Origin of the sequence: Enterobacter cloacae complex sp. FDA-CDC-AR_0164, from assembly GCF_003071645.1 — a bacterium.
Taxonomy (GTDB): domain Bacteria; phylum Pseudomonadota; class Gammaproteobacteria; order Enterobacterales; family Enterobacteriaceae; genus Enterobacter; species Enterobacter ludwigii.
On the sequence record NZ_CP028950.1, the window covers coordinates 4,205,266 to 4,220,924 of the forward strand.

The 15,659-nt window shown below is 53.7% G+C and carries 18 protein-coding genes; 10 read left to right on the plus strand and 8 right to left on the minus strand.

Features of this window, described 5'->3' with window-relative positions; translation table 11 throughout:
• Nucleotides 1–52: 52 nt before the first annotated feature.
• The 3 genes from pdxH to anmK form a co-directional block, all read right to left on the minus strand.
• Nucleotides 53–709 (minus strand): pyridoxamine 5'-phosphate oxidase, encoded by a 657-nt coding sequence (pdxH, locus tag AM410_RS20700; protein ID WP_025204349.1) that lies wholly within the window; start codon nt 707–709, stop codon nt 53–55.
• Between the two features lie 57 nt (nt 710–766).
• Entirely contained in the window at nt 767–1,090 is a 324-nt protein-coding gene (mliC, locus tag AM410_RS20705) for a C-type lysozyme inhibitor (protein WP_020884329.1), read from the minus strand.
• 93 nt (nt 1,091–1,183) lie between these two features.
• Complete coding sequence (gene anmK / locus AM410_RS20710) at nt 1,184–2,308, minus strand: anhydro-N-acetylmuramic acid kinase (RefSeq protein WP_020884330.1); 1,125 nt, start codon at nt 2,306–2,308, stop codon at nt 1,184–1,186.
• A 255-nt stretch (nt 2,309–2,563) separates the two neighbouring features.
• Here anmK and slyB point away from each other — a divergent pair, with 255 nt between their 5' ends.
• Together slyB and AM410_RS20720 are read left to right on the plus strand one after the other, a co-directional pair.
• A complete protein-coding gene (slyB, locus tag AM410_RS20715) occupies nt 2,564–3,031 on the plus strand; it encodes an outer membrane lipoprotein SlyB (protein WP_014169789.1) in 468 nt (155 codons plus the stop codon).
• Between the two features lie 248 nt (nt 3,032–3,279).
• Nucleotides 3,280–4,641, plus strand: a complete 1,362-nt coding sequence (locus tag AM410_RS20720) for a sensor domain-containing diguanylate cyclase (RefSeq protein WP_047744553.1) — start codon at nt 3,280–3,282, stop codon at nt 4,639–4,641.
• A gap of 35 nt (nt 4,642–4,676) precedes the next feature.
• Here the strand turns inward: AM410_RS20720 and slyA are convergent, their stop codons facing one another.
• The gene (gene slyA / locus AM410_RS20725; protein WP_014169785.1) at nt 4,677–5,117 is read right to left on the minus strand and encodes a transcriptional regulator SlyA; all 441 of its coding nucleotides are present in this window, start codon (nt 5,115–5,117) and stop codon (nt 4,677–4,679) included.
• Nucleotides 5,118–5,303: 186 nt separating this feature from the next.
• On the opposite strand from slyA, the gene AM410_RS20730 reads away from it, so the two are divergent.
• Genes AM410_RS20730 through AM410_RS20740 form a run of 3 tightly spaced genes read left to right on the plus strand, consistent with a single transcriptional unit; the run spans nt 5,304 to nt 8,436 of the window.
• Nucleotides 5,304–5,540 (plus strand): DUF1656 domain-containing protein, encoded by a 237-nt coding sequence (locus AM410_RS20730; protein ID WP_020884333.1) that lies wholly within the window; start codon nt 5,304–5,306, stop codon nt 5,538–5,540.
• Nucleotides 5,541–5,542: 2 nt separating this feature from the next.
• Nucleotides 5,543–6,403, plus strand: a complete 861-nt coding sequence (locus tag AM410_RS20735; RefSeq protein WP_040017309.1) for an efflux RND transporter periplasmic adaptor subunit — start codon at nt 5,543–5,545, stop codon at nt 6,401–6,403.
• A complete protein-coding gene (locus AM410_RS20740; RefSeq protein WP_047366454.1) occupies nt 6,403–8,436 on the plus strand; it encodes an FUSC family protein in 2,034 nt (677 codons plus the stop codon). The genes AM410_RS20735 and AM410_RS20740 overlap by 1 nt, the downstream gene beginning before the upstream one ends.
• Here the strand turns inward: AM410_RS20740 and sodC are convergent.
• The 3 genes from sodC to AM410_RS20755 form a co-directional block, all read right to left on the minus strand.
• Nucleotides 8,415–8,933, minus strand: coding sequence for a superoxide dismutase [Cu-Zn] SodC (gene sodC, locus AM410_RS20745; RefSeq protein ID WP_047366453.1), 519 nt, complete (start codon nt 8,931–8,933; stop codon nt 8,415–8,417). The genes AM410_RS20740 and sodC overlap by 22 nt on opposite strands.
• 79 nt (nt 8,934–9,012) lie before the next feature.
• Nucleotides 9,013–9,909 (minus strand): aldo/keto reductase, encoded by an 897-nt coding sequence (locus tag AM410_RS20750; protein WP_014169781.1) that lies wholly within the window; start codon nt 9,907–9,909, stop codon nt 9,013–9,015.
• A gap of 48 nt (nt 9,910–9,957) precedes the next feature.
• Complete coding sequence (locus AM410_RS20755; protein WP_073396645.1) at nt 9,958–10,197, minus strand: DUF1289 domain-containing protein; 240 nt, start codon at nt 10,195–10,197, stop codon at nt 9,958–9,960.
• A 149-nt stretch (nt 10,198–10,346) separates the two neighbouring features.
• On the opposite strand from AM410_RS20755, the gene eptA reads away from it, so the two are divergent.
• The 5 genes from eptA (at nt 10,347) to rnt (ending at nt 15,019) form a co-directional block, all read left to right on the plus strand.
• Complete coding sequence (gene eptA, locus AM410_RS20760) at nt 10,347–11,972, plus strand: phosphoethanolamine transferase EptA (RefSeq protein ID WP_073396643.1); 1,626 nt, start codon at nt 10,347–10,349, stop codon at nt 11,970–11,972.
• Between the two features lie 41 nt (nt 11,973–12,013).
• Nucleotides 12,014–12,613 carry a TetR/AcrR family transcriptional regulator gene (locus AM410_RS20765; RefSeq protein ID WP_014169778.1) on the plus strand — a complete coding sequence of 200 codons (600 nt, stop codon included), beginning with the start codon at nt 12,014–12,016 and terminating at the stop codon, nt 12,611–12,613.
• Between the two features lie 53 nt (nt 12,614–12,666).
• Nucleotides 12,667–13,764 carry an alkene reductase gene (locus AM410_RS20770; RefSeq protein ID WP_073396642.1) on the plus strand — a complete coding sequence of 366 codons (1,098 nt, stop codon included), beginning with the start codon at nt 12,667–12,669 and terminating at the stop codon, nt 13,762–13,764.
• 100 nt (nt 13,765–13,864) lie between these two features.
• Nucleotides 13,865–14,272 (plus strand): lactoylglutathione lyase, encoded by a 408-nt coding sequence (gene gloA / locus AM410_RS20775; RefSeq protein ID WP_020884340.1) that lies wholly within the window; start codon nt 13,865–13,867, stop codon nt 14,270–14,272.
• A gap of 96 nt (nt 14,273–14,368) precedes the next feature.
• Nucleotides 14,369–15,019: a ribonuclease T gene (gene rnt / locus AM410_RS20780; RefSeq protein ID WP_014169774.1), complete on the plus strand. Its 651-nt coding sequence runs from the start codon at nt 14,369–14,371 to the stop codon at nt 15,017–15,019.
• Between the two features lie 46 nt (nt 15,020–15,065).
• Here rnt and grxD read toward each other — a convergent pair whose 3' ends face one another.
• Complete coding sequence (grxD, locus tag AM410_RS20785) at nt 15,066–15,413, minus strand: monothiol glutaredoxin 4 (protein ID WP_003832760.1); 348 nt, start codon at nt 15,411–15,413, stop codon at nt 15,066–15,068.
• Nucleotides 15,414–15,659: the final 246 nt, after the last annotated feature.

Below are 15,659 nucleotides of genomic sequence, written 5' to 3' on the forward strand. Positions count from 1 at the left end.
ATAAAGCGCAAGCGCGGCCTGCGCTAGCGCTTAAATCAACAAATTTCGGCGATTACGGTGCCAGCCTGTCGATTTTCCAGCCGCCATTTTCACGCTGGTATAAAAAGCGGTCATGCAGACGGTGTTCGCCGCCCTGCCAGAATTCCATCTGCTCGATCGGAATGCGGAAGCCCCCCCAGAAACTGGGCAACGGAACTTCGCCCTGCTGGAATTTCTGCTTCAGTTCGAGGAATTTGCTTTCAAGCACCCCACGCGCCGAAATACGGCTGGACTGTTTTGAGACCCAGGCGCCAATCTGGCTGTCACGCGGACGGCTGTGGAAATACTTCACCACTTCCAGCGTGGAGAGACGCTCTGCTTTGCCGGTGACCATCACCTGACGCTCCAGCATATGCCACGGGAACAGCAGGCTGATACGAGGATTGTTTTCTAAATGGTGTGCCTTACGACTGCCCAGGTTGGTGTAAAACACCAGGCCTTTCTCGTCATAATGTTTGAGCAGGACGATACGCTGATACGGTTGACCGTTTTCATCTACCGTTGCGACAACCATTGCCGTTGGGTCGGCGAGTTTCGCTTCGCAGGCCTGTTTCAGCCAGCGTTCAAAAAGCACGAGGGGTTCGGCGGGAAGATCCTGGCGACGCAGGCCGCCTTTGGTGTATTCACGGCGCAGATGCGCAATTTGCTGCAGTTCGTCGTTATCTGACATGGCGTTAGCTGACATTGACATTGGGTGGCGCTATTGTGCGCCGCCCCTGTAAAAATCTCAACGCTTCGGATTTTCGAGCTGGCAATTGTTCAGCACAATACGGTCGCGTTTGTAGACGGTGGCACTGTCGCCTTTCGACCAGAAGACATAAATTCCGTCCGTGTAGCGTGCGCCGGAGGCAGAAATGCCCTGCTTGAGGGTGAGCAATTTGTTGTCGTAGACAAAACTGGCTTCCTGACGCGGATTGTTCAGCTTAACGGTCAGCGGTTTTTCATCACAGCGATACTCCAGGGTATCGGTCTGCATGCGATCAAGGAACTGGTTGTAGACGCTGCATCCTGACAGCAATAAAGGCGCGGCAATAAGAAGAAGTTTTTTCATGGGCGTATTCCGAAGACTTTCCTGGTCCTGGAGGGCATGGCTGCCCTCCTGTTTCATTCCATTCTAACGACCACACGCCGCGCTGAATTTCAGTTAACTCTGATTATGACGTGGATTCGCCGGGAAAATGGCCCCGAGGACGCTGGCCTCACGTGCGCCAGTCACCGACGGCAAATTGCCCGGAAGCCCGGCAATGGTGCGCCAGGCAAGCCAGGCAAAGGCCAGCGCTTCCATATCATCGCCGCTGATGCCGGCTTCATCGGTGGTCGTCACCTCGGTACCCGGCAATAACCCGGCAAGACGTGCCATCACTAACGGGTTACGGCTGCCACCGCCGCACACCAGCAGGCGTTCGCATCCACCGCTGAGAAGAACCTGTTCCGATATCGAAACCGCCGTTAACTCGGCGAGCGTCGCCTGGACATCCTGCGGTGCAAGCGCCGGGAACTGCGCCAGCTGACGTTCGAGCCAGCCATAGTTGAAATATTCGCGCCCCGTGCTTTTGGGCGCCGGTAAAGCGAAGTACGGATCGCTTAGCATGGACTGCAACAGCGGGATGATCACTTTGCCTTCGCTGGCCCACTGCGCGTCTTTATCATACGCCTGACCACGCTGACGCCAGATCCAGGCATCCATCAGCATGTTACCCGGGCCGGTGTCATAGCCGCGTACGGGTTGATCCGGGATAAGCAGAGACAGGTTGGCAATACCGCCAATGTTCAGCACCATCCGGCGCTCTGTCGGATGGGTCAACAATGCCTGATGAAAAGCGGGCACCAGTGGCGCGCCCTGCCCGCCAAGCGCAATATCGCGACGCCGAAAATCACCGACTACGGTTACGCCCGTCTTCGCCACAATCTGGTTATTGTCGCCGATTTGCAGGGTATGCGGTGCGTCGCCGACCGGCTCATGCCAGACCGTTTGTCCGTGACAGCCGATGGCGACGACATCCTGCGGGCGAAGCTTTTCTTTATGCATCAGGGCCAGTACCGCATCGGCAAACAGCGCCCCCAGCCGCACATCAAGCTGACCAAGCTGAGAAAGCGTCAGTTGCTGCCCCTGACAGACACTGAGAATGTCCTCTTTCAGCGCCAGGGGGATAGGCCAGGTCAGGCTCGCCTGCTGTGCCACCATGTTTTCATCAATAGCGGCCAGAACGACGTCTACGCCATCCAGACTGGTACCCGACATCACACCAATGTAGCGACCCGATTTCATGCGCTTTCCTTACGTTGCGTGGGCTAATGCTCTCCACTCAACCATAAACAGCGCCGCTTTGCTATCCGGCGATAATATTTTTTAACAATCTCAGACAGGTAACCTGCCGGGTGCCCGTTTATGTCTCGTTAAGTTAAATTCAAGTACAATTTTCTTATTGTTAGTGCAAAGATATGAACTATGGCCCCTTATGCCATATAATTTAGCCATAACGGATGCCCGCCATCGGGTGTTTTTGGTGAACAGGAGATTCAAATGATTTTACGTGTACTGGGCGTTTCGCTGATCGGTTTAACCCTTGCAGGCTGTGTGAATGACAGTTCACTTTCTGGCGACGTGTACAGCGCTTCTGAAGCCAAACAGGTTCAGAGCGTCACTTACGGTACCGTTGTTAACGCACGCCCTGTACAAATTCAGGGTGGCGATGACAGCAACGTGATGGGTGCCATCGGCGGTGCTGTGCTGGGTGGCTTCCTTGGTAATACCGTGGGCGGTGGCACGGGTCGTTCGCTGGCCACGGCAGCAGGTGCCGTTGCAGGTGGTGTTGCAGGCCAGGGCGTTCAGGGTGCAATGAACAAAAGCCAGGGCGTAGAACTGGAAATCCGTAAAGATGACGGCAGCACCATCATGGTAGTACAGAAACAAGGTAATACCCGTTTCTCTGCCGGCCAGCGCGTTGTTCTGGCGAGCAACGGAAGCCAGGTCACCGTTTCTCCACGCTAATTCAAACTGGATGTGGTCATCAGACCACATCCATTTAACAAATCCATTTAACAAATCCGTTTAGCGAAGCCAGTAAACAAATCTATTTACATATAATATAATTATCAGCAATATATTTACAAAAAACATTCCCGCCATGAATCATTAAGCGCGGTATATCTTGTTCCTGCGCAAAGTATTTACTCTCCACGCCTGTTACTCTCTTTCTTACTTTACATTTTTTAATTTTATTATTCCGTCAAATCCCTATGCTTGCACTACAACGATATTTTAAGAACCCTTATATTACATTCTGTTTTGGATGCATCGTCGTCGTTGGAATATTACAAGGTCTCTTTGTAAAACTGGTCGAATTAGTCCCTTCATTCTCACCGCTGCTATTCCCGACACTTACCATATTTTTGCTGGTATTCCACCTGTTTATTGCCTGCTTCATGGTCATGAAATACTGGTGCGACAGACGGCGGTTGTACCTTATCGCCCTCGCCTCGGCCTTCGCCGGGTCGACGATGCTGATGGCCGGTACCCTGTCCAGCTTCCCGTCATGGCTGGATCTCTATCAGTTCAATGTTGTCGACTATAACGACGCCATGATCTTCTTTATGTTCCGTCATATTCTTATGGCGGTGCTGATAATAGTCTCAGCGTTACTCTATTCCATTCGGGATTATCCCCTTTCACGCCCCGCGCATATTGCCGTGGTTATCGGTACAATGCTGTTTACGGTTTCTATGGTCGCCCTGGCCTGGTTCTGCTCCAGCCACTCGGCACTGATAACGCTGGATCTGGTGGATAATGAAACCCGGCAATTTATGGTTCTCTGGAGCCAGGTCATAAATATCTTTTTGATTCTTCTCTGGGTTGTGGCATTAGCAACGTTAATGACGATTACCCGGGTGCGGAATCTTTTTTGGGTTGGCGGTAATTTCTTATGTGTCTGTTATGTCCTGACGCTCTCATTACTGTTAGCCGGCGGACATGCCGAGGACACGTCCTGGTATCACGCTCGCTTATTCGAAACCGTGGCGACGCTGATGATTATTTTTGTCCTGCTGTACGACGTCTTTAACCTGTATCGCGACTCACACATAAAGTATCAGCAGTCTTATCAGAACTCGATCCGCGACCCGCTGACGCGCCTTTACAACCGCAGTTATTTTTACGACGCCTTAAATCAGGCACTCAGCATCAGCAAAGCCAATCACCCTGTGTCGGTTATCGTCAGCGATCTCGACCGTTTTAAGCGCATCAACGACTGCTACGGCCATCTGCAGGGAGACAAAGTATTGCAGTTTGTCGCCAACCTGCTGATGGATTCCGTCCGCCCGCAGGACATTGCGGCACGTATTGGTGGGGAAGAATTTGTCCTGATGCTGACCAATACTTCGTCGGAGGCAGCGTACCAGGTGGCTGAACGCATACGGCTAAAGCTGAGCAGTTTTGATAAGGTCAGCAGCGGGGGTCAGTTACCTGAATCCATCACGATTAGCATGGGGGTATTTACCGCCACCTCTCCGACGACGACCGCTGAAGCGTGCGTGGAGAATGCTGACAAGGCGATGTATGAAGCGAAAGAGACCGGGCGTAACCGTGTCGTTGTATCGAGGTAAAAAAGGCCTTGCTGCTGCAAGGCCTTGTGATGGTGTCAGTCGCGTGACTGCAGCTCATGGATGTTCTGCTCGAGGCGTCCAATGAGGCTGATGAGCAGTTCAAGCTCTGCGGGTGAAACCCCGGAAAGGATTTCGCCGCGCGTTTTGGTGATAACGGCTTCCATTTCAGTAATGATAGGGGCCGCTTTCTCAGTGAGCTTAATCCGCTTAGCGCGACGATCGCTGGCGCAGGTTTGCCGGGAGATGAGTCCTTTCTCTTCCAGTTGGTCAAGCGTACGTACCAGTGATGGTTGCTCAATGCCGATCGCTTTTGCCAGTTGAATTTGTGACTGGTCGGGTGGCAGCTGATGAATGTTATGCAGCGTGACCCAGTGCGTCTGTGTCAATTCCAGAGGTTTCAGGCGATGGTCAATCAGAGCACGCCAGACGCGTACCAACCTTGCCAGATCAGAACCTAATGGCGATTCCAATTTCATCTCCTTATAATTAGCTTGCTAAGTTATTATACTGATTTTAGAATAGTGTGCAGCATTTGTATTGGCAAAACAAATGCAATACTGCATTCATCGAACTTAAAAGGATGACTTACACTGAATTGTGATGTTCCATCAGATTAAGACTCGCCCTCGCGGCATTTTGTTCACTGCAAAGGATCTCTGCCCGTGACGTTTTTTCAAAGCTCCGTGGGACTCCCCCTTCAGGACCTGATTTTCGGTGCGTCAGTCTACTTTCCGCCCTTGTTTAAGGCCGTCCTGGTCGGCTTTATGATTTGGCTCATAGCCCATCGCCTGCTTCGCGACTGGATGTACTCCGGCGAGATTTGGCACCCCATGTTAATGGATCTCTCCCTGTTTGCCCTTTCCGTATGCCTGGGCCTAGCTGTCTTGATTGTGTGGTGAATATGCCCCTGAAAACGCTGAAGTACTTTTCCACGCTGATTGTTCTTGCTCTTGCCCTGGTTGCCGGGTGGTGGCTCTGGAATTTTTATATGCAGTCACCCTGGACACGTGACGGCAAAGTGCGGGCTGAGCAGGTCAGCATTACCCCACAGGTTTCGGGCAGCATTACGACGCTTGTTGTGAAAGATAACCAGTACGTTAAAAAGGGTGACGTGTTATTCCGTATCGACGACACCCCCTATCATATTGCGATCCTTAACGCCCAGGCACAGCTGGCGAAGGCCCAGTCTGATTTAGCAAAAGCCAATAACGAAGCCAATCGCCGCCGGCACTTGTCGCGCAACTACATTTCCGCAGAAGATTTAGATACTGCCAATATCAACGTTAAGGCCATGCAGGCGAGCGTGAACGTCGCGGAGGCTACGCTCAAACAGGCGCAGTGGGAGCTGACACAAACCGTTATTACCGCGCCAGTCGATGGATGGATCACCAACCTGTCAGCCCGCGTGGGGAATTATGCCACCGCCGGGCAACCCGTTTTCGCCCTTGTCGACAGCCACTCGTTCTATGTGGTGGGTTATTTTGAAGAGACCAAGCTTCGCCATATTCGCGAAGGGTCTCCCGCTACCATTACGCTTTACAGCGGCTCGCAGAGGTTACAGGGTCACGTCTCCAGTATTGGCCGCGCCATCTACGATCAGAGTGTTGAAATGGATTCAGGCCTGGTACCGGACATTAAACCGAACGTGCCGTGGGTGCGTCTGGCCCAGCGCGTACCGGTTCGTGTGGAGTTTGACCATTTACCGCAGGGCATAACGCTGGTCTCCGGCACAACCTGCACCGTCGCCATCGGGACCCGTTGATGAACCTGCAGGCCTTCTCCTGGCGAAATACGCCGTGGATGAAAGCGACACGTCCGCAGTGGCGCTATGCGCTGCGTAATGGCATTGCGATGTGTCTGGCGCTGACTGTCGCCTATTACCTCAACCTTGATCAGCCCTACTGGGCAATGACCTCTGCCGCGGTGGTGAGTTTCCCCACCGTCGGCGGGGTGATCAGCAAAAGTCTTGGACGTATTGCCGGCAGCCTGTTGGGTGCCACCGCAGCGTTAATCATTGCAGGTCATACGCTGAACGATCCGTGGCTTTTTTTGTTGAGCATGGCGATATGGCTGGGCTTTTGTACCTGGGCCTGCGCGCACTTTACGAATAACGTTGCCTATGCCTTCCAGCTGGCCGGCTATACCGCCGCCATTATCGCCTTTCCGGTGGTGAATGTGCTCGATACCACCGAGCTGTGGGACATCGCACAGGCGCGCGTCTGCGAAGTGATTGTCGGTATTCTGAGCGGCGGTTTCATGATGATGATACTGCCGAGCACTTCCGATGGCACCGCGCTTATTACCGCCCTGAAGACCATGCATACCCGTTTACTGGAGCACGCAAGCCTGCTCTGGCAACCGGATACCAACGACGACATCCGTCTTGCGCACGAAAAGGTGATCGGCCAGATCCTGACCATGAATCTGTTACGCATTCAGGCCTTCTGGAGCCACTATCGCTTTCGTCGTCAGAACACCCTGCTGAACTATCTGTTGCATCAGCAGCTGCGTATGACCAGTTCAATCTCCAGCCTGCGCCGGATGCTGCTCAACTGGCCCACGCCCCCTGCACATACGCGCGCCGTGATTGAAACGCTGCTCGCGGCGCTTGCACGCCCGGATGCCGACATCTACACCGTCGCGAAGATTATCGCCCCGCTCGCGCCAGTAGATGAGTACGATTACCGTCACCGCGCCTTCTGGCAGCGTCTCAACTATTTTTGCCGGTTGTATCTGCGCAGCAGCCGCTGGATTAACGCCGTGGAAAATGCCACCCCGGTCACCGAGTTCGCTGTCCCCGGTAGCCCGGCGCTGGCACGACACACAGACTCGATGGAGGCACTGTGGAGCGGTTTTCGTACCTTTTGCGCGCTCACGCTGGTTGGCGCGTGGAGTATCACCACCCAGTGGGAGTCAGGCCCTGCGGCCCTGACGCTTGCTGCTATCAGCTGCGTGCTATACTCCGTCGCTGCGTCACCGTTCAACTCCCTCACGCTGCTGCTGCGCACCCTGGTGCTGCTTTCGCTGTTTAGTTTTGCCGTGAAGTTTGGGTTGATGGTGCAGATAAGCGACCTGTGGCAGTTCCTTCTGTTCCTGTTCCCGCTGTTAACCACCATGCAGCTGCTGAAGCTGCAAATGCCCAAACTCGCGGGGCTGTGGGGACAGCTGATTGTGTTTATGGGCTCGTTTATCTCCGTCACTAACCCGCCGGTTTATGACTACGCCGATTTTCTCAATGACAATCTGGCGAAGATCCTTGGCGTTGGGCTGGCGTGGCTGGCATTTGCGGTGTTACGTCCGGGTTCAGATGCGCGCAAGAGTCGCCGGCATATCCGCGAGTTACGCAGAGGTTTTGTCGACCAGTTGAGTCGAAAACCGCATTTACGTGAAAGTGAGTATGAATCGCTGGTCTATCACTATGTCAGCCAGCTCAATAACAGCCAGGACTCCCTTTCGCGCCGCTGGCTGTTGCGCTGGGGCGTGGTGCTGTTGAACTGCTCTCACGTGGTCTGGCAACTTAGGGCATGGGAAACACGGTCCGACCCGCTGTCGCAGGTTCGTGATGTCTGCATCACCCTGCTACGCGATGTCATGAGCGAACGCGGTGTCCAGCAGCGTCCACTGGAAACCACGCTTGCTGAACTTCAGCGAATTTGCGATACCCTTGCGCACCACCACTCGCCTGCAGCACGAGATTTAGCCTCGATAATCTGGCGCCTGCACTGCTCACTGTCGCAGCTGGAACAGGCACCGGCTCCGGGTACAATTGGGGATCACATCACCCCGCAGGCATAGCGAGCCCCGCCACCGCCAAGCGGTTTTGGCTGATCGGACATATTGTCGCCGCCGACATGGATCATCAGCGCCTTGCCTTTCACTTCATCCAGCTTTTTCAGCCGCGGCGCGACGACGGGATCCGTGGCTTTGCCGTCGTTATTCACCACCAGCACCGGCAAATCGCCCAGATGTCCCATACCGTCAGGACCTTCATGCTTACCGGTATGTTGTGGGTCGAGGTGGCCGCCTGCCGCCTCCGCAGCCGAGGCTTTACCCTCTTTTAATGCGGGCTGACAGCTACCGTTAGCATGGACATGGAAACCATGTTCGCCAGGAGGAAGGGCTTTGAGATTGGGCGCGAATTCCAGTCCCTTGTCGGTTTCAGTGACTTTCACCGTGCCGATGGACTGACCTACACCCTGAGAGGTGACGAGATTCATTTCCACTTCATCACTGGCCGCCTGCGCACCTGCACAGACCACCAGCGTGACGAGAGCCAGAGTAAAACGCTTCATATGACCTCCACGGGTTGTTTTTTGCCCCTTAAGTTTATACCAGGGGCAAAGATTTCACCGGAAAGTCACGTTTTACCGGTTACGGGACGTCGTAACCCAGCGCCGCTTTGCGGATGCGGAACCACTGCTGACGGGTCATCTGCAACTCTTCCGCGGCAATGGCGGCGCGTACGCGTTCAATTTTGCCCGAGCCAATGATCGGCAGTGGTTTTGACGGCAGACGCAGGATCCACGCGTACACCACCTGTTCGATGCTCCCGGCATTCAGTTCGCGGGCAATGGTCTCAAGCTCAGTCCGCAGCGGCTGGAATTCATCATCATTAAACAGACGTCCGCCGCCCAGACACGACCACGCCATCGGACGGATACGCAACTGCTGAAGCTGATCGAGCGTGCCATCCAGCAACAGCGGCTGATGAACCGGAGAAATTTCAACCTGGTTGGTGGCCAGGGTAAACGGCAGACGAGACTGCAGCAGCGCAAACTGTGCAGGGGTAAAGTTTGATACGCCGAAATGACGCACTTTGCCGCTTTGATGCAGATTCAGAAACGCTTCGGCCACCTCATCGGCATCCATCAACGGATCGGGGCGGTGGATCAGCAACAGATCGATATGATCGGTCGCCAGGTTAACCAGCGACTGTTCGGCGCTCTTAATGATGTGCGCGCTGTCGGTAATGTAATGGCCGAGAGCATGTTCCGGTTTTGCCGTCGTGGCAATCCCGCATTTGGTGACGATCTCCATGCGTTCGCGTAACGCAGGAACCAGTTTGAGTGCCTCGCCGAACGCGGCTTCACACTGATAGCCACCGTAAATATCAGCGTGATCGACCGTGGTGATCCCTAAGTCGAGATGCTCTTCAATAAAGCTCGCCAGCTGGAGGGGGGACATATTCCAGTCCATAAGGCGCCAGTAGCCCATCACAAAGCGGGAGAATTCTGGCCCCTGGGGGGCAAGGGTAATTCGCTGAACCATAACATTTTCCTCAAGGACGTGATGTCATGAGTATACGCAATTACCGTGTTAAAACAGTGAAGGTTGCTGGGGTTCTTCGGTGTCATCGGCTTTGTTTGCGCGTATTTTGCGCAGAAGTCGCTGTCGACAGAGACGGAGCACCTCCTGTTTCTGCGTGTCGCTGAAGTGTTGCCAGTTAAAACGCTCATCGCGCGTGCGCATGCAGCCACGGCAATATCCGCGTTCATCCACCTGACAAATACCCCGGCACGGGCTCTGGATGGGGAAAAACTCCAGTTGCTCTGCCACACTCACCTCCCGATAACGACTATCACCTACAGTGAAGACGCTAAACGTCCCGCGTGCAAGGGCTTTACCACAGTTTTGTGGCATTAAGGTTTCACTAATCTTCGTTCTCTATACTCGCCCCATCATTAAAATTGCAGGTTTTCTGATCGATGTGGCTAATCAAAAAGTTACAATGTAACGATATAAAATTTACTCTGGGCTGTGCACTTTTCTTTACCGTATTAAACGCGCTGTTTATTCAGCGTAGCTGGGCAATTATCGCGCCCGCGCATATCCATGACGTCCTCTTTGCCGCGTCCGTTCCACTGGTGCTGTTTTGCGGCTGGGTCATTGTTTTTAGTCTGCTTAATATCCCGTTTATCCGTAAGCCGCTGCTGATTGTCTTGACCGTCGGATGCGCCGCCGCGACTTACTTTATGTATACCTACGGCGCGGTTATCGATCAGAACATGATTGTTAACGTGTTCGAAACCAACTCTCAGGAAGCCACTGCCCTGGTGACGCCGCAGATGATCCTGTGGATTGTCGTTGCCGGTCTTGTTCCGTCCGTGGTGCTGGCCATGATCCGCATTCGCACCGGGAAATGGTGGTACGCCCTGCTGACCCGTTTTGCCGCAATGCTCGGCGCCCTGCTGGTTATCATCCTCATCGCCGCCCTGTTTTATAAAGACTACGCGTCGCTGTTTCGCAATAACAAAAGCATCGTCAAAATGGTGACCCCCGCTAACTATGTCAGCGCGATGGTCAAATACAGCAAAATGCGCTGGTTTGCAGGCGATCAAACGCTGGTCCGGATCGGTGAAGATGCCCATAAAGGGCCGCTGATTGCAGGCCAACAAAAGAAAACCGTTCTGGTGCTGGTCATCGGCGAAGCGTCACGCGCCGCGAACTACTCCTTGAATGGCTACGGGCGTGAAACAAACCCCGAGCTGAAAAAGCAGGATGTGATTAACTTCCCGCAGGCCTCCTCCTGCGGCACCGAAACGGCCGTTTCCGTGCCCTGCATGTTCTCCGGTATGACGCGCAGTAAATACGATGCCGACCTGGCCCATCACCAGGAAGGGTTGCTGGACGTGCTCGCCCATGCGGGGATCAATATGCTGTGGCGTGACAATGATGGCGGTTGTAAAGGCGCCTGCGATCGCGTTCCCCATACCGACATGACCCAGTGGAAACTCGATCAGTTCTGCAAAGACAACTCCTGCATTGACGATGTGAACTTCACCCGTCTGGACAATGTTCTGGATGGCCTGAAGCAGGACTCCGTACTGGTCATCCACCTGATGGGCAGCCACGGCCCGGCATACTATCGCCGTTATCCGGATAATTTCCGCAAATTTACGCCAACCTGCGATACCAATGAAATTCAGGATTGCGATCACCATGCGCTAATGAATACCTATGACAACACCATCCTGTATACCGACAGCATGGTCAGTAAAACCATCGATGCCCTGAAAGCGCGTCAGGCGAGCATGAATACCGCCCTGATTTACCTTTCGGATCACGGGGAGTCGCTGGGCGAAAGCGGGATTTATCTGCACGGCACGCCGTATCTGCTGGCACCAGAGCAACAAACGCACATTCCGTTTATGTTCTGGTTATCACCAAACTATGCGAAAAATTTCGGCGTCAACGAGCAATGTTTACGTGACCATGCAGCAAAAAATGCGGTTTCGCAGGACAATTTGTTCTCTACCGTATTGGGTATGATGGACATTAAATCAAAGGTTTATCAACAACAGCTGGATATTCTGAACGCATGTCGCCACTGAACACGCTTGCAATAGACCGAACGGTCTATTAGAGTGCGGCCATGAGCAGAAATACAGAACACGATACCCGAGAACATTTACTGGCGACCGGCGAGCGACTTTGCATGCATCGCGGGTTCACCGGTATGGGGTTGAGCGAGTTATTAAAAACCGCTGAGGTACCGAAGGGGTCGTTTTATCACTACTTCCGGTCCAAAGAGGCGTTTGGCGTGGCAATGCTGGAGCGGCACTATGCCAGCTACCATCAGCGCCTGGCAGCGCACTTTGCCACGGGCGAAGGTAATTATCGCGATCGTGTTCTGCACTTCTATCAGGAAACGCTGAACCAGTTCTGTCAGCAGGGCATCATCAGCGGTTGCCTGACGGTAAAACTTTCTGCCGAAGTGTGCGATCTTTCAGAAGATATGCGCACAGCAATGGATAAAGGGGCACGCGGGGTTATCGCCCTCATGGCACAGGCGCTGGAGAAAGGCCGCGATGAAAAAACGCTGACTTTTCCCGGCGAACCTTTAACCCAGGCGCAGGTTTTATACGCCCTCTGGTTAGGCGCGAACCTGCAGGCCAAGATTTCTCGCAGTGCGGTGCCGCTTGAAAGCGCACTGGCACATGTAAAAAGCAGCATTACTACGCCTCGCGTATAGCAGGCGTTTTTATTTACGTAATTACTAGACGACTGGTCTACTCAGGAGCCTTTATGTCCGCTGAAAAATTATTTACCCCCTTGAAAGTGGGTGCCGTTACCGCGCCAAACCGTGTGTTCATGGCCCCGCTTACCCGTCTGCGCAGCATTGAGCCGGGTGATATCCCTACCCCGTTGATGGGTGAATATTACCGTCAGCGCGCAAGCTCTGGCCTGATCATCACCGAGGCCACCCAGATTTCTGCTCAGGCTAAGGGTTACGCTGGCGCACCAGGTCTGCACAGCCCGGAACAGATTGCCGCGTGGAAAAAAATCACGGCTGGCGTTCACGCTGAAGAGGGTCGTATTGCCGTCCAGCTGTGGCATACCGGTCGTATCTCTCACAGCAGCATCCAGCCTGGCGGTCAGGCACCGGTTTCCGCCTCTGCCCTGAGCGCGAACACCCGCACCTCGCTGCGTGATGAAAACGGCAATGCGATCCGCGTTGATACGTCTATGCCGCGCGCTCTTGAACTGGACGAGATCCCGGGGATTGTTAACGATTTCCGCCAGGCCGTGGCGAATGCGCGTGAAGCCGGTTTCGACCTGGTTGAACTGCACTCCGCGCATGGCTATCTGCTGCACCAGTTCCTGTCACCGTCCTCTAACCATCGTACCGACCAGTACGGCGGCAGCGTTGAAAACCGTGCGCGCCTGGTACTGGAAGTGGTGGATGCCGTATGTCAGGAGTGGAGCCCGGATCGCATTGGTATCCGCGTGTCCCCGATTGGTTCTTTCCAGAACGTTGATAACGGCCCGGACGAAGAAGCGGATGCCCTTTATCTGATTGAAGAGCTGGCAAAACGGGGTATCGCGTATCTGCATATGTCCGAGCCAGACTGGGCCGGTGGTCAGCCTTACACTGAAGCCTTCCGTCAGAAAGTACGCGAACGCTTCCACGGTGTGATCATCGGTGCAGGGGCATATACCCCTGAGAAAGCTGAAGATCTGATTAGCAAAGATTTGATCGACGCCGTTGCATTTGGTCGCGATTTTATCGCTAACCCTGATCTGGTCGCTCGTCTGCAGCAGAAAGCCGCGCTGAACCCTCAGCGTCCGGAAAGCTTCTACGGCGGCGGCGCTGAAGGTTATACCGACTACCCTCCCCTGTAATCTCTTCATTGCTCATTGATAGCGGCGACCTTTCGCCGCTATACTAAAACATCGTTTCTGTTCAAATAGATATTCTATTCCATTGGTTAATGAGGAAATTATGCGCCTACTTCACACCATGCTGCGCGTTGGCGATCTGCAACGTTCTGTCGATTTCTACACTAACGTACTGGGTATGAAACTGCTGCGCACCAGCGAAAACCCGGAATATAAATACTCGCTGGCGTTTGTGGGTTACGGCCCGGAAACGGACGAAGCGGTCATCGAACTAACCTACAACTGGGGCGTGGACAGCTATGAGCTGGGCACCGCTTATGGTCATATCGCGCTCGAAGTGGACAACGCAGCCGAAGCCTGTGAACGTATTCGCAGCAACGGCGGTAACGTGACGCGTGAAGCTGGCCCGGTCAAAGGCGGCACCACCGTGATCGCGTTTGTTGAAGATCCGGACGGCTACAAAATCGAGCTGATTGAAGCCAAAGACGCTGGTCGCGGTCTGGGCAACTGATCCCGCAGGGCGCAACATGCGCCCGTACTTTTACTGCATCCCCATCCAAAATTTGCCATAATGCGCACTGCTTTTTTCCCCATGTAAGAGACCCTGATGTCCGATAACGCTCAATTTAGCGGTCTGTGCGACCGTTTTCGTGGTTTTTATCCTGTTGTGATCGATGTTGAAACAGCTGGATTTAACGCTAAAACCGATGCGCTGCTTGAAATTGCCGCCATCACGCTGAAGATGGATGAACAGGGATGGCTTACACCGGACACCACGCTGCATTTCCACGTTGAACCGTTTGAAGGGGCCAACTTACAGCCCGAGGCGTTGGCCTTTAACGGCATCGATCCGCATAACCCGCTGCGTGGTGCGGTAAGTGAATATGACGCGCTGCACGCCATTTTTAAAATGGTGCGTAAAGGTATGAAAGAGAGCAACTGCAGCCGCGCCATTATGGTGGCGCATAACGCCACGTTCGATCACACCTTTACCATGGCCGCCGCTGAGCGCGCGTCGCTCAAGCGTAACCCTTTCCACCCGTTTGTGACCTTCGATACCGCGGCACTGAGCGGTCTGGCGTTGGGACAAACGGTATTATCAAAGGCATGTATTACGGCAGGCATTGAGTTTGACGGTACGCAGGCGCATTCCGCGCTTTATGACACCGAGCGGACGGCGGAGCTGTTTTGCGAAATTGTGAACCGCTGGAAGCGTCTGGGCGGCTGGCCGCTGCCAATGGGTGACAGTGAAGAATAAAAAAAAAGCGACCTCATGAGGTCGCTTTTTTGTCTTCGCAGATAACTTACTCCGCGTCTGGCTCTTCCGTTTTGTACTTCGCAGCCGTTTCTTTGATCAGCTGCTGCAGTTCACCGCGCTGATACATTTCGATCAGGATATCGCAACCGCCGACCAGCTCACCGTCTACCCACAGCTGTGGGAACGTCGGCCAGTTAGCGTATTTAGGCAGCTCAGCGCGGATGTCCGGGTTCTGCAGGATATCAACGTAAGCAAAACGCTCACCACAGGCAGACAGCGCCTGAACCGCTTGCGCGGAGAAGCCACAGCTTGGCAGCTTCGGAGAACCTTTCATATACAGCAGAATCGGGTTTTCAGCGATCTGGCGCTGGATTTTTTCAATAGTGGTGCTCATGTCTTGCTTCCTTTAACTTCTGTTACGGCATTCGTCTGTCATTGTAGCGGTTCAGACTGCCATCGGAAAATAACATTTTTGTCACGTCTTTCTTATTTTACCGCGAGTGATGAAAAGTTGCATTGCAAATGGTGTTTAACCCTGCGGCACTCAGGGTTTTGTTTAGGGAGTGAACAATAGTGCGACAGATTGATGAATTTTTTTGCACTTGCTAACGAAACAGGATTGTAGATTGAAAAATGCTAT

Bases quoted from the DNA above. Each gene is read 5' to 3' on its own strand.
- slyA (WP_014169785.1), bottom strand. From the start codon at position 5,117: ATGAAATTGGAATCGCCATTAGGTTCTGATCTGGCAAGGTTGGTACGC.
- AM410_RS20720 (WP_047744553.1), top strand. From the start codon at position 3,280: ATGCTTGCACTACAACGATATTTTAAGAACCCTTATATTACATTCTGT.
- anmK (WP_020884330.1), bottom strand. From the start codon at position 2,308: ATGAAATCGGGTCGCTACATTGGTGTGATGTCGGGTACCAGTCTGGAT.
- grxD (WP_003832760.1), bottom strand. From the start codon at position 15,413: ATGAGCACCACTATTGAAAAAATCCAGCGCCAGATCGCTGAAAACCCG.
- slyB (WP_014169789.1), top strand. From the start codon at position 2,564: ATGATTTTACGTGTACTGGGCGTTTCGCTGATCGGTTTAACCCTTGCA.
- pdxH (WP_025204349.1), bottom strand. From the start codon at position 709: ATGTCAGATAACGACGAACTGCAGCAAATTGCGCATCTGCGCCGTGAA.
- AM410_RS20740 (WP_047366454.1), top strand. From the start codon at position 6,403: ATGAACCTGCAGGCCTTCTCCTGGCGAAATACGCCGTGGATGAAAGCG.
- AM410_RS20735 (WP_040017309.1), top strand. From the start codon at position 5,543: ATGCCCCTGAAAACGCTGAAGTACTTTTCCACGCTGATTGTTCTTGCT.
- eptA (WP_073396643.1), top strand. From the start codon at position 10,347: ATGTGGCTAATCAAAAAGTTACAATGTAACGATATAAAATTTACTCTG.
- AM410_RS20750 (WP_014169781.1), bottom strand. From the start codon at position 9,909: ATGGTTCAGCGAATTACCCTTGCCCCCCAGGGGCCAGAATTCTCCCGC.
- AM410_RS20770 (WP_073396642.1), top strand. From the start codon at position 12,667: ATGTCCGCTGAAAAATTATTTACCCCCTTGAAAGTGGGTGCCGTTACC.
- sodC (WP_047366453.1), bottom strand. From the start codon at position 8,933: ATGAAGCGTTTTACTCTGGCTCTCGTCACGCTGGTGGTCTGTGCAGGT.
- rnt (WP_014169774.1), top strand. From the start codon at position 14,369: ATGTCCGATAACGCTCAATTTAGCGGTCTGTGCGACCGTTTTCGTGGT.
- AM410_RS20765 (WP_014169778.1), top strand. From the start codon at position 12,014: ATGAGCAGAAATACAGAACACGATACCCGAGAACATTTACTGGCGACC.
- mliC (WP_020884329.1), bottom strand. From the start codon at position 1,090: ATGAAAAAACTTCTTCTTATTGCCGCGCCTTTATTGCTGTCAGGATGC.
- gloA (WP_020884340.1), top strand. From the start codon at position 13,865: ATGCGCCTACTTCACACCATGCTGCGCGTTGGCGATCTGCAACGTTCT.